The sequence below is a fragment of the Streptomyces capparidis genome, assembly GCF_054782095.1.
Map to the genome: position 1 here is coordinate 55,846 of NZ_BAAGTD010000025.1, position 12,839 is coordinate 68,684.

Annotated in this window: 11 protein-coding genes; 4 read left to right on the forward strand and 7 right to left on the reverse strand. The window is 72.1% G+C overall.

Features of this window, described 5'->3' with window-relative positions:
• Positions 1-79: 79 nt before the first annotated feature.
• Complete coding sequence (locus ACYVO2_RS20720; protein ID WP_461009398.1) at positions 80-874, reverse strand: hypothetical protein; 795 nt, start codon at positions 872-874, stop codon at positions 80-82.
• Between the two features lie 46 nt (positions 875-920).
• Positions 921-1,688 carry a hypothetical protein gene (locus tag ACYVO2_RS20725; protein WP_461009399.1) on the reverse strand — a complete coding sequence of 256 codons (768 nt, stop codon included), beginning with the start codon at positions 1,686-1,688 and terminating at the stop codon, positions 921-923.
• A gap of 370 nt (positions 1,689-2,058) precedes the next feature.
• On the opposite strand from ACYVO2_RS20725, the gene ACYVO2_RS20730 reads away from it, so the two are divergent.
• Genes ACYVO2_RS20730 through ACYVO2_RS20745 form a run of 4 tightly spaced genes read left to right on the forward strand, consistent with a single transcriptional unit; the run spans position 2,059 to position 5,755 of the window.
• Positions 2,059-2,862, forward strand: a complete 804-nt coding sequence (locus ACYVO2_RS20730) for an SDR family NAD(P)-dependent oxidoreductase (protein ID WP_461009463.1) — start codon at positions 2,059-2,061, stop codon at positions 2,860-2,862.
• Positions 2,863-2,915: 53 nt separating this feature from the next.
• Positions 2,916-4,061, forward strand: a complete 1,146-nt coding sequence (gene dgoD / locus ACYVO2_RS20735; RefSeq protein ID WP_461009400.1) for a galactonate dehydratase — start codon at positions 2,916-2,918, stop codon at positions 4,059-4,061.
• Between the two features lie 57 nt (positions 4,062-4,118).
• Positions 4,119-4,763 (forward strand): bifunctional 4-hydroxy-2-oxoglutarate aldolase/2-dehydro-3-deoxy-phosphogluconate aldolase, encoded by a 645-nt coding sequence (locus tag ACYVO2_RS20740; RefSeq protein WP_461009401.1) that lies wholly within the window; start codon positions 4,119-4,121, stop codon positions 4,761-4,763.
• Positions 4,760-5,755, forward strand: a complete 996-nt coding sequence (locus tag ACYVO2_RS20745; RefSeq protein ID WP_461009402.1) for a sugar kinase — start codon at positions 4,760-4,762, stop codon at positions 5,753-5,755. Before ACYVO2_RS20740 ends, ACYVO2_RS20745 begins: the two co-directional genes overlap by 4 nt.
• Before the next feature lie 64 nt (positions 5,756-5,819).
• Here ACYVO2_RS20745 and ACYVO2_RS20750 read toward each other — a convergent pair whose 3' ends face one another.
• The 5 genes from ACYVO2_RS20750 to ACYVO2_RS20770 form a co-directional block, all read right to left on the reverse strand.
• Positions 5,820-7,082 carry a cellulase-like family protein gene (locus ACYVO2_RS20750; protein ID WP_461009403.1) on the reverse strand — a complete coding sequence of 421 codons (1,263 nt, stop codon included), beginning with the start codon at positions 7,080-7,082 and terminating at the stop codon, positions 5,820-5,822.
• A 65-nt stretch (positions 7,083-7,147) separates the two neighbouring features.
• Positions 7,148-8,029: a carbohydrate ABC transporter permease gene (locus ACYVO2_RS20755; protein WP_461009404.1), complete on the reverse strand. Its 882-nt coding sequence runs from the start codon at positions 8,027-8,029 to the stop codon at positions 7,148-7,150.
• Positions 8,026-8,994, reverse strand: coding sequence for a carbohydrate ABC transporter permease (locus tag ACYVO2_RS20760; protein WP_461009405.1), 969 nt, complete (start codon positions 8,992-8,994; stop codon positions 8,026-8,028). The genes ACYVO2_RS20755 and ACYVO2_RS20760 overlap by 4 nt, the downstream gene beginning before the upstream one ends.
• Entirely contained in the window at positions 8,991-10,319 is a 1,329-nt protein-coding gene (locus ACYVO2_RS20765; RefSeq protein WP_461009406.1) for an ABC transporter substrate-binding protein, read from the reverse strand. The genes ACYVO2_RS20760 and ACYVO2_RS20765 overlap by 4 nt, the downstream gene beginning before the upstream one ends.
• Positions 10,312-12,729: a beta-galactosidase gene (locus ACYVO2_RS20770; protein WP_461009407.1), complete on the reverse strand. Its 2,418-nt coding sequence runs from the start codon at positions 12,727-12,729 to the stop codon at positions 10,312-10,314. Before ACYVO2_RS20770 ends, ACYVO2_RS20765 begins: the two co-directional genes overlap by 8 nt.
• Positions 12,730-12,839: the final 110 nt, after the last annotated feature.

A 12,839-nucleotide genomic window follows, 5' to 3' on the forward strand; every position in this document is an offset into this window, starting at 1 on the left:
GGTATGAGACCTGTGCGAGGCAACCGTGCTGGTCGCAGTCCTCAACGCCTGGCTGTGACCAGCAATGTCACAACGGGCCTCAGCCCCAGGCCGCCGCGTCCATGGTCACCACGGCGGCGCCCGGCAGGACGACGTATACAAAGAGCAGCCGTTGCCGGATGCCGGCGTCCAGCGCCTCGATACGTTTTTGGAACGCGTCGATGATGGCCTCGTCACCAGAGATCAGCTCGTCACCCTGGTAGAGGCAGGGATTGTCGGCGGCTTCCAGGACCACGCCCACGGTCTTGCCCCGATACGTCCCGACCTTGTTGGTCACCCCGTTGACGAGTCCGGTGACCAGATCCTCCGCGGTCTTCCAGCCGCCGACCTTCAGGGTGTCGGCGACCACCGGGCAGGCGGCGTAGAAGGTTGTGTCGGTATGCCCGGCCGGCTCGGGGTGGTGGCCGTCGATCACGAAGTCGGGCTTGGCGGCGGTGCCCTCGACGGGCCAGGGCAGGATGTCCGTGTGTCCCGCGCGCCACAAGGCCTTGGCGACAATGAGTTCCAGGGCGGCGTTGTAGCAGGTGCCGTTCAGGGCGCTCGGCGGCCGGTAGCCCGGGTTCGCCATCAGCTTCTGGACGGTGGGGTTCTGCGCAGCGGGGGTGATCAGGTCGAGATTCAGTTGGATGAGGATGCCCTTGGCCTCGGTGGCCAAGGCGTCCGGGTTCAGCAGACTGGCGACCAGTTCCTCGCCCCGCGCGGCTATGGTGGCCCGCTGCTCGGTGGGCAGCTTCTTGACCATTTTGTTCTCGGGGCCGAGGGCGGCGTTGCCCTTCACGATGCCGTTGATCTCGTCGGTCCAGGGTCCGGGCCAGGCCGGTACCTCCGTCGCCATGACTCATCAGCTCCATTCACTGTCGATGGATACGCGGGGACCCTGGTCAGGAGCCCGGCATGCCCGTCGACACCCCCCGGTGCGCGGCACGCCCGTAGCGGTTCGATCCGCAGGGCAGCTCATCGTGCGATGTGGTGCGATGTGGTGCGATGTAGCGCGGATCACCAACCGTACGGACGCGTGTCGGCTTGGAGGAGACATCCGGCCGGGAATGGCCGAAGGTGGCCCTTTGGCGGAAACGGCCCGGCGCACACTGACCGCCACACGCCGGAGGCGGAGCGCGGGCGCGACCCGGGGCGCTTCTGGTGCCGGTTCGTCGGGCGGGGCGGATGCCCCGCGCCCCTGATCCGATCGGTCCTCTCCGGTATGGCAATCGGTGAACGCCTCTGGCACCGACGCCTGCGGCGTAGGCGCGGGGGTGTCGGCGGGTGAAGCACCCGCGCATCACGTAGACGGTCGCGGCCACGTCCAACGCCGCCAAGACCACGTCCACGGCCGGGCGGACGCCGGCCCAGACGGCGGCGGCCGCGGCCGGGGCGCGGCCCGGCAGCCCGTCCACGAGCGCAACGCCGACGGTGAGGTCCTGCTCGGCGGTGACGAGAGTGGCGATCGCGTCCATGCCCGCGGCGATCCGCGCGGCTCCGGCTCCCACGCCCGTGCCCAGCTCCGGCAGCCTGCCGCCGGGCTTGGACGCGGTGAGGGTGGCCAGCAGGGACCCGGTGCGCTTCTCGCACGAGAGCGTGAAGTGGAGTCGGCGGGCGTTGGTGAGGATTGCTTCCGGGGCGGCCGGGCGGAACAGCGGCGTGTCATCCATGGGGCGGCCACCGGGTGGGCGGCGGGTGCCCGGCCGCGAAGGTGAGGAGGTGGTTGGCGCCGGCCCGTTTCGGCATGCCCAGGTACTCCACGATCCCCTCACCGCCCAGGGCCCGGAGGACCACCCACTCGCCGGAGGTCGGGCAGGCGACCAGCGGAACCTCCTGATCACCGCGCAGCCGGGCCAGGACACCGGACAGCGGTCATCACCGGCTGAAGGGTGACATGGTCGGCCCTTGGGGCAGGATCACCCTCACCGGCTGCCGCTCGGCTGCCCCTGGGCGGATCGCACCGGCTTCACCCTCTTGGCAGCCCTTATTAATTCATATTTAATTGTGCGGGCCTCTTCGCGGGCCTCCGTATCGATCCTCCTGTTGAACGATGCCGCTCGGGAGCCGCAGGTGAACCCGTACCGCCCAGTCAACGATCGTTTCTCCGGCCGCTGTGTCGTCGTCACCGGGGCGGCTTCGGGTATCGGCGCCGCCACCGCGCACCGGCTGGCCGCCGAGGGAGCCGGCGTCGTGCTGGTCGACGTCGCGGACCGCTCGGGCGAGGAGACGGCCCAAGCCATTCGGGCCGCCGGCGGCAGGGCCGTCTACCAGCACGGAGACGTCTCCACCGACGCCGCCTGGGGTGGTGTCGTCGGGGCTGCCCACGAGCACTTCGGCCCCGTCGCGGGGCTCATCAGCAACGCGTACACGGTGCGCATGGGCGCCGCCCACACGATCGACCGGGCGGAGTGGGACCGTCAACTCTCCGTGAACCTCACGGGCGCCTTCCTGGGATTCCGGGCCTGCCTGGAGGACCTCCGCGCAACCGGGGGCAGTGCCGTCCTCGTCTCCTCCGTGCACGCCCTCGTGGGCATGCCGGGCCGTCCCGCCTACGCGGCGGCCAAGGCGGCCCTGACCGGACTGGCGCGGCAGTTGGCGGTCGAGTACGGAGCCGATGTGCGCGTGAACGCGGTGCTTCCGGGACCGGTCCTCACCCGCGCGTGGGACGGCATCCCCGAGGCGGACCGGCAGGCCAGCGCGGAGCAGACGGCGATGGGCAGGCTCGGGCGCCCCGAGGAGGTGGCCGGCGCCATCGCCTTTCTGCTGAGCGAGGACGCGTCCTTCGTCACCGGCGCCTCCCTCGTCGTCGACGGGGGGTGGAGCGTGCTGAAGACCTCCTCATAGGCCGTCGTGCGCAGGCCGGGCCCTTCCCCCCACTCACCGCAGGAGCATCCCCCTTGAAGATCACCCGCATCGAGACCTTCGCCGTTCCGCCCCGATGGCTGCTGTGCCGCGTCGAGACCGACGAGGGCATCGTCGGCTGGGGGGAACCGGTCGTCGAAGGCCGGGCCGCGACCGTGCGCACCGCCGTCCACGAACTGGCCGAGCTTCTCGTCGGGCGGGACCCGCTGCGCATCGAGGACCACTGGCAGGTGATGACCAAGGGGTCCTTCTACCGGGGCGGCCCTGTGCTGTCCAGCGCGGTCGCGGGACTCGACCAAGCCCTGTGGGACATCGCGGGCAAGACGTTCAACGCCCCCGTCCACGTGCTGCTCGGCGGCCCGGTTCGCGACCGTGTGCGCGCCTACACCTGGGTGGGCGGAGACGAGCCCACCGAGGTCGCCGACGCGATCGCGGCCCAGGTGGAGGCCGGCTTCACGGCTGTCAAGATGAACGCCTGCGGTCGGATGAACCGCCTGGCCACGGCGCGCGACATCGACGACGTCGTCGGCCGGTCCGCCGCGGCGCGCGAGGTACTCGGCCCGGACCGGGACTTCGCCGTCGACTTCCACGGGCGCTTCACGGTGGCCAACGCACGCAGGGTGCTGCCTCACCTGGCCCCCTTCAACCCCCTGTTCGCCGAGGAGGTCGTGCTGCCGGAGTACACCCACCTGCTGAAGGAACTGGTGGCCGGCACGCCGGTGCCCCTCGCCACCGGCGAGCGCCTGTACTCGCGCACCGACGTCCTGCCGGCCCTGCAAGCCGGTGTGGCCGTCCTCCAGCCGGACCTCTCCCATGCGGGGGGCATCTCCGAGGTCCGCCGCATCGCGGCGCTCGCCGAGACCTTCGACGTGCCCGTCGCACCCCACTGCCCGCTCGGCCCGGTCTCTCTCGCCGCGAGCCTCCAGATCGCCTTCAGCACCCCCAATTTCCTCATCCAGGAGCAGAGCATCGGCATCCACTACAACCAGGGGGCCGAAGTCCTCGACTACGTCGTCGACCACGAGGTGTTCCGCTTCCACGACGGGTGCTTCCTGCGCCCCACCGCACCCGGATTGGGCATAGACGTCGACGAGAAGGCCGTGCGCGCGGCCGCCGACCGCAGCCCCGACTGGCGGGGGCCGATCTGGCGGCACCCCGACGGCTCGTTCGCCGAGTGGTGACACCGGCGCCGCCGCCCCCGCCGAACGCCCCCGCCGCGACATCACCGGAGCCGACCCGTGGAACCCACCGACTTCACCAGCCGCCTGCGCCGTGACGGGCTCGCCGCGATCGTGCGCGGACGCTCGGCGGACGCCGCCCTGCGCACCGTGGTCGCGCTCGTCGAGGAAGGAGTCGGCCTCATCGAGATCTCCCTCAACACCGTCGACGCCTGCGACGTGATCGCCAAGGCCGTCCGCGAAGTGGGCGAGGACGCCTTCATCGGCGCCGGCACCGTCGTCACCCGAGGCGACCTGCTGCGCGCCCGGGACGCCGGCGCCGCGTGGATCGTCACCCCCACCACGGGGGACGCCGTCACCGCAGCGGTACAGCAGCGGCTGCCCGTGCTGGCCGGAGCACTGACCCCCACCGAGGCCGCGGCCGCCATGGCGGCGGGCGCCACCGCCGTGAAACTCTTCCCCGCGTCCCTGGGCGGCCACGCCTACCTCCGCGCCTTGAAAGACCCCTTCCCCACCATGCCCGTGGTGCCCGTCGGCGGCGTGGACGCCGACCTCGTACCCGGCTACTTCGCGGCCGGCGCCCTCGCCGTCGGAGTCGGCTCGCCGCTGGTCGGCGACGCCGCCCACGGCGGCGACCTGGAGTCGCTGCGCCACCGGGCCCGCCTCTTCCGATCGGTGTGCCGGCGGCCGGAGGCGGACGCGTGACCTCCCGAGCCGGCAGCGCCGCGCCTTCCCGGCGCCCGTCGGGCGCGGACGTCCTGACCTTCGGCGAGACGATGCTGTCCCTCCAGACCGACGGGCCGCTCGCCACCGGCGCTCCGGCCCGCACCGCGGTGGCCGGCGCGGAGTCGAACGTCGCCGTCGGGCTGGCCCGGCTGGGTCACCGCGTCTCCTGGGCCGGCCGCCTGGGCGCGGACGAACCGGCCCGGCTGATCCTGCGGACCCTGCGCGGCGAGGGCGTCGACGTGCGGCACGCCACCACCGACCCGGAGGCACCCACCGGGGCCCTGCTGCGCGAGCGCCTCGTGGCCGACGTCACCCGGGTGCATTACTGGCGCACGGGCTCCGCCGCCTCCCGCCAGCGACCCGAGCACCTCACCGCGGCGCTGACCGCGGGCGCCCGCGTCCTGCACGTCACCGGCATCACCTGCGCTCTCGGCCCCGGTCCGCTGGCCGCCGTGACCGCGGCGATCGAGCACGCGCGCGCACACGGCTGGACGGTGGTCCTGGACGTCAATCACCGGACGCGCCTGTGGAGCAAGGAGGACGCGGCACCCGTCCTGCGCCGGCTCCGCGGCGGCATCGACGTCCTGGTCGCCTCGGACGACGAACTTCCCCTGATCGCCGGGGACGACCGCACCGGCGAGGACGCCCGGGTGGCGCATCTGCTGGCCGCGGGGGTGGGTGAGGTGGTGGTCAAACGCGGAGCCGGGGGAGCCGATCTGTACCGCGCCGACGGCCATCACCTGCACCAGCCCGCCCACAGCGTCCCGGTCGTGGACACGGTCGGCGCCGGGGACGCGTTCTGCGCCGGATACCTCTCGGGGACGCTGGACGGTCTGGCGCCGGCCGACCGGCTGCGGCGGGCGAGCGCCACCGCCGCGTTCGCGGTCGCCTCCCGCGGCGACTGGGAGGGCCTGCCGCACCGCGACGAACTCGCCCTGCTGGACGGCCCGCCAGGCAGCGCCCTCCGTTGAGCCCGCCCACTCGGCGGATCCGGGGAGCCGGGGTGGGGCGCGCGGCTCCCGCCGGGGCGGACGGTCACGGGGTGAGCAGGGCGTTGCACTCCTGCTGGAGGGCGATGTCGTTCCACATCGGGTGGTGCGGGGCGGCGTTGGAGCACACCACCGCGCCCCAGGCTCCGGCTCGCGCGGACTCGGTCGCGGCGAGGCGGCAGAAGGCCGCGCCCACGGGGCCTTCCTCGAACGTGCCGTGCAGCGGGGTGTAGCCGATCCATCCCTCGCCGAAGACCAGGGGGACGCCCGCCCCGGCGGCCCAGTCCGCCGCGGCGGCGATCCAGGTGGTCAGTTTCTGCCGCATCGCCGAGCGGTGGACGGCGTGGCGGTCGTAGAGCCAGGCGTCCCAGCGTCCGGGGTGGCACCAGTCGTGGACGTAGACCTCGCGGCGGCCCACCACGGTGGCGTCCAGGCGCCAGTGGTTCTCGGCCGGCGGAGCCCAGTCCTCCAGGCGGGGCGCGCCCGGCCGCAGCAGCTCCCGCTCGGCTCGCTGCTGGGGAAAGGGCCGGGCAGGCGCGCGCAGGGCGAAGGCGTCCATCAGCTCGTCCAGCACGCCGTGGACGTAGGGGTGGAAGACGGCCACGTCGATGCCGCGGGGCACGCCGCGCAGGGACCCGACGGGGACCTGGGCGTAGTTGACGGTGACCATGTGCTCGGGGTGCCGCTCCCGGAACCGGGCGAGGCCCCGCTCCAGCCGGGGGCGCAGCGCGACGACGGTGTCTCCCCCGAGGCCCTCGGTGAGGAAGCCCGCCTGGACCTCGTTGTGCAGTTCGGTGAAGGCGACGCGGTCGTCCAGGCCGCCGTGGGCGGCGAGGAAGTCGATGAGGTCGGCCAGGGCGTCGGCCAGGGCCCACGGTCGCCACTCGGGGTCCACGGCCATCAGGGCGTCGAACCAGGCGCGGTCCTGGGCGAACGAGGAGGACTGCTGGTACTCCCAACTGGAGAGGATGACGAAGCAGTCGTGGCGGCGGGCGGCCTCGAACAGCTCCAGCAGGCGGGCGCGCGCGTCGATCTCGGTGGCGGCGCGCACGTCGTACCAGCGCACACGCTGCCCGTAGCCGCCGCCGAGCGGGCCCAGGCGCAGGCGGCTGGTGTCCAGGCCGGAGCCGAAGAGCAGGTAGGGCATCGCGCATACGCGGACGGTGTTGTACCCGCGTTCCACGGCCTCGGCGAAGGCCCGGTCCAGATCGGCGAAGGGTTCACCGGGGCCGGTACGGGTGTACCAGGAGAAGTCCCACAAGGTGATCTTCAGGGTGTCGGGGAGGTGGGCGGGCCGTGCGACGGGCATGGCGGGGAACCTCTCGTGACGGGGAGCGGCGCATACGGGTGGGGCGGTGGAGGGAGGTACGCGGCTCAGCTCTTGACGGCGCCGGCGGTGAGTCCCTCGAGGAGCTGCTTGCGCAGCAGGAAGAAGACCAGCAGGCTCGGGATCACGGCGAGGACGGCGCCGGCCAGGACCAGGTCGTACTGGCGGCCGGTGGCACCGAACAGCGCCTGGAGACCCAGCGGGAGGGTGTAGTCCCCCGGCTCGCTGACCACGATCAGCGGCCAGATCAGGCTGTTGTAGCTGGTCAGGAAGGACCAGACGCCCAGCGCGCCGAGTGCGGGGCGCAGCAGGGGCAGCACCACGCGCCGGAACAGGCCGAACTCGGTGCAGCCGTCGACCCGTGCGGCGTCGAGGAGGGCGTCGGGAACGGACTGCTCGACGAACTGGCGCATCATGAAGATGCCGAACGCGGGGGCCACCCAGGGCACGACCAGGGCGAAGTACGGCGTGGTCAGGTGGGCCTTGGCAACCATGATGAACAGCGGGACGACGATGACGGCGAACGGCACGGCCATCGAGCTGAACATGATGTTGAACAGGACGGTCTGCCCGCGGAAGCGGTACTTGGCGAAGGCGAAGCCTGCCAGCGAGCACAGCCCCACCGACGCGGCGGTCGAGATCAGCGCGACGGCGGTGCTGATCAGCATCCAGCTCCAGAACGGGTGGCCGTCGAGCAGTCCCCGGTAGTTCTCCAGCGTCGCGGGCACCGGCAGGGGCTGCGGCGGGTAGGAGAAGATCTCGCTGCGGGGCTTGAACGACGCCGACACAGCCCACAGCAGCGGCAGGGAGAAGACCGCCAGCAGGGCGATGAGGAACGCGTACAGCAGGGCGCGGCCCGCCAGTCGGCGGCGCGCCGGCCGCGGCGGCCGGGGCGGTGCCGCGGCGGTCGTGGCGGTGGCCGAGGTCATCGGCTGCTCCTCCCCACACCCAGGGCCCGTATGGCGAGCTGTCCCAGGACGAACACGGCGACGAAGAGCAGCACGCCGGCGGCCGCCGCGTAGCCCAGTTGCTGGCGCTGGAAGCCGGCGCGGAAGATGAACATGGTGACCGACAGGGTCGACTCGCCGGGTCCGCCCTGGGTCAGCAGGAAGGGCTCGTCGAAGATCTGCGCGGTGTTGACCAGGACGGTGACCGCGACGAAGGCGGTGACCGGCCGCAGGGCGGGGAGGGTGACGTCCAGGAAGCGGCGGACGGGCCCGGCGCCGTCGATGGCGGCCGCCTCGTACAGTTCCCTCGGTACGTTCTGTAGTCCCGCGAGGAAGAAGATCGTGAGGTAGCCGGTCCAGCGCCACAGCACCAGGATGACCACCGTCACCCGCGCCCAGGCCGGCTCGCCGAGCCAGTCGATGCCGCCGAAGCCGAACACTGCGCGCAGGGTGGCGTTGATCAGCCCGAATTCCCGATCGAAGATCAACCCGAAGACGAGGGTGATGACGATCGGGGAGATCACCACCGGCATGAAGTACGCCATGCGGAACAGGTCCCGGCCGCGCAGTCCGCGGGCGTTGAGGGCCTGCGCGATCAGCAGGGCGGCGGGGACGACGACGCACAGGGTGAACACCACGTACACGGCGGTGTTGCCGACGGAGGTCCAGAAGCTGTGGTCGGTGAGCAGGTCGCGGTAGTTGCGCAGCCCGACCCACCGGGGAGTGCCGAGCCCCGCCCACTCCGTGCAGCTCAGGTACAGGCCGATCAGGATCGGCACGAGCAGGAACAGTCCGTACAGCACGTAGAAGGGGGAGATGAACACGTACGGGGCGAGCTTCCGCTGATGGCGGCTCCACCAGGAGGGCTCGGCGGGACGGGTGCTCCTGCCGGTGCTCCGGCGGGGGCGGGCGGTGGTCCGCACGCGGGTGGACGCCGAATCGGTCATCGCTTCACCTGCTGTCGGTAGGCCCGGATGCCGGCCTTGATCGCCTCGGCGGCGGAGGTCTTCCCCTGGAGGGCCCGCAGTACCGGGCCGCCCAGGACGTCGGTCAGCACCTGCATGCCCGGCGCCTGGTAGAAGAGCGGCAGGTCGTCGGCGGCTGCGCCGTACACGTCGAAGACGCGTTGGCCGCCGAGGTAGTCGTCGGTGGTGCCGAGCAGTTCGGCATCCTCGTAGAGTTCCTTGAGGGTGGGCAGGAAGCCGCCCGAGCGGTAGCGCAGCATCTGGCCCTCACGGGTGAGGTAGACGCGGCGCAGCAGTTCGAGTGAGGCTTGTGTGTGCGGCTTGTCCTTGAGGACGCAGAACGCGGTGCCTCCGAGGGTGGAGGCCAGGTGGCCGCCACCGGGGAACCGCGGCAGCGTCCTGATACGCCATCTGCCCTTCTGGTCGGGCACGTTGGCCTGTAGACCGTAGACGTTGTACCAGTTGGGCATGACGGTGGCGGCCAGCCGCCCCGTCTTCAGCGCCGCGGCGCAGGCGCTGCCGTAGGGGTCGGGCAGCGACATCAGGAAGCCCGTGCGGACGCCGCGCACCATGAACTCCAGCACCTCGACGGCCTCGGGCGAGTCCAGGGTGAGGTTGCCGGCGCCGTCGAAGGCACCGCCGCCGCGCTGGAGGAGGAACTGTAGGAAGCCGTTCACGATGGAGCCGTTGTCGCCGGTGGCGACCATGCCCAGGCTGACGCGGTGCTTGTCGTGCAGGCGCTCACCGATGCGCGCCAGCTCCTGCCACGTCTCGACGTCCTCCGGGATCCCGTGCTCGGCGAAGACGTCCTGGCGGTAGTACAGGACGCTGATGGAGTTGTCCGAGTCCAGCCCGTAGGGGATCTTGTCGACCGAGTACGGGGCGAGTTTGAGCATCTGGTCGCCGAAGGGCTCGACGGTCTCGCTCAGGTCGACGAACAGGTTCTCGGCGATCCGGGAACCCATGACGCGGGGGAACTGGTCGATGATGATGCCCACGAGGTCGGGTGTGTTCCCGTCGGCGACCGCCTGCGCCATCATGCGGGTGACGAGGTCGCCTCCGGCCGCGTTGGTGAACCGCATGCGGTAGTCGAACCGGGAGCCGCGCATCAGCGTCCTGTCGCCGACGGCGCTCCGGAAGGTCTTGATGTAGCCGGGGTCGTGGGTCCACATCGAGATCCGCACGGGCCCTTCGGTGACCGGCCGGGAGGAGCCGGAGCCGCATGCGGCCAGTGCCGGCGCGGCGAGCAGGCCCAGCCCCGCGCCCGCCGCGCTCCGCAGGGCCGACCGGCGGCTCGGATCACTCATCGCCTGCTCCCGCGGTGACCGTCAGGCGGATCCGTCGCACCGGGACGAGTTCCGCGCCGTCCAGCGAGGCACGCTCGCGGGCGGCCGTGTGTCCCGCGCGCACCGACGGGTCGACGTACACCTTGCTGTCCGGGGGGAGCGGCAGGACCCGGATCTCGACGCCGTGCTCGGCCACCGCGTCGGCGAACCGGCGCAGCCCGATCTCCCAGTCGGGCCCGTACCAGAAGTGGTCCGCCACCAGCTCACCGTTGATGTAGGCCCGCGCCACGTCACCCGTGTAGGACAGTCGCAGCAGCACTTCCCCGTCGGCGTGGAACGCCTCCGGCGGAATGGTGATCCGGTAGATCGCCGCTCCGTCGAAGTCTGCGTCCCGTGGCGCGGAGGCCCGGTCGTGGGAGCCGCCGGTACGCGCCGGCGGCACGACGGCCTCGGCCCGGACGCACTCGACCGCGCAGCCCGGCGGGCCGGCGGCCGGGGCGGCGACGGGGCCGGGGGTGAGCGTCCACCGGGTGAAGCGCCCTTCGGCGCGCGGAGGGGACAGGCCCGGCCCGGCGAGCAGGCCGGCGCCGCCCGCGTCGCCGGGAGGCAGCAGCACCGACAGGTCCACCTGGTCCCGGGCGGTGTGGATCCGCAGCTCACCGCCGTCGACCAGCACTGGTTCCTCGCACAGCACGAGCCGGTCGGTGCCGCCGATGCTCACCCGCTGGGCCCGCAACGCCTGCTCCTCGGACAGCACCAGCACGTGCACCGGCCCCTGTGGGCCGGTCACCGCCACCATGGCGTGGGAGCCGGGCTCGGGCACGCTCACCACGACCGGGCCCGCGTCCTGCTCCGCCGCCGTGTGCACCGATCCGGGCACCTCGCAGCCGACCGGCAGAGCGAACTGCGGGGCGATGCCGGCGGTCGCCGCGAACACCGCGACCGGCGTCCCGTCGAGGTCCAGCCGGGTCACCGGCTGCGCGCTCGCCCACTCGAGCCGCACCCCGCGGCCGACGTCGTAGCCGAGCGGCCAGGCGAAGTGCGCTCCGGCGGGGACGGTCACCTCCCGGGTCGGCAAGGTGACCGTCCGCCCGTCCAGGTGCACCCGGAAGCGCACACCGTCGTGGTCGGGCAGCCTCTCGTGCGGCTGGTGGTTGTTGACGAACAGGAACCCCTGGCCGCGGTTCGCGCGTATCGACCAGCGCAGCGACGTGCGGTCGTCGAGTCCCGCCGGACCGTTGTCGGGCAGGTGCGGCGGCATGTCCGCCAGCTCCGCACCGCTGTCCCGGATCAGCAGGTGCTGTAGTCGCAGGGCGTGGAAGGAGGGCCTTACCTGCCCGTACTCGCCCAACGGCGCCTGGAAGTCGTAGGTGACGACCGGGAGGTCGTTGGGGTAGCCGGTGTCGTGCGACTCCTGGTTGGCCACGCCGTCACCGAGGCGCTGGGAGCAGCCGTGGTACAGGTAGTAGCCCTGCCACACCGAGCCGCTGCCGAGCTTGGTCAGGGCGAGCGACGAGACATCGGCGGCGGGCACGAGGGGGCGCCGGTGGTAGGCGATCGCCATGCCGCCGCCCAGCTCGCAGGTCGCGTACGGGTAGCGGCGGTCGTCCGGTCCTGTGCCGGCCGGGGCAGAGGGCCGCAGGTCCGCGCCGATCGCGTGATCGTCGCGGATCGGGGTGAAGAAGTAGTGGCGCCGCATCTCGCGGGCCCAGCCCTCGTGGGCGTCCTCCCAGAACGCCTCCGGGTAGCCGCCGTACAGCGGCAGCAGCACGTCGGCGGGGAGGTCGGCCGCGCCCCAGCCCGTCGCCGTCCACAGCGGTGCCCGGATCCCGACCCGCTCGGCCACGGCACGCAGGGTGCGCAGGTGGTCCGGCTGGTCGTAGAGCTCGTTCTCCACCTGGACGGCCACGATCGGCCCGCCGTCGTCGTGGCCCAGCCCGCGCAGTTCGCGGGAGATGCGCGTGTAGTACGGCTCGACGAGCGCCAGATAGGCCGGGTCGTCGGTGCGCGGGGTGCAGTCGGTCCGCATCAGCCAGTCCGGGAAGCCGCCGTTGCGGCATTCGCCGTGCGACCACGGGCCGATCCTGACCGCCACGCACAGCCCGAGCTCACCGCACAGCTCGACGAAGCGCCTGATGTCCAGATCGCCGTCGAAACGCAGTGTGCCGCGTTCCGCCTCGTGCTGGTTCCAGAACAGGTAGGTGGCCAGGAGGTCGATCCCGCCGGCGCGGATCTTCAGCAGCTCCTCGCGCCATTCAGCCGCCGGGTAGCGGCTGAAGTGGAACTCCCCCATGACCGGCAGCCAGGGCTCGGTGCCCCGCTGGAGCCTGCGGCTGTCGACCTCCAAGGCGTCGGGGGTACCCGCACGGCTGCCCATCGGCAGGTGCCCCTTGAGGGGAGCGGGGAGGTCTTGGGTGTGCAGCGTCAGCATGACAGGCGGCTCCTGCGTGACCGGCTCGCAAAGTGGGTTCATCGTCCGGGCGCCCCCACCCCCTGTCAAGATGAATTCATAAATAATGATGAGCGCTGGACTGTCCGGTC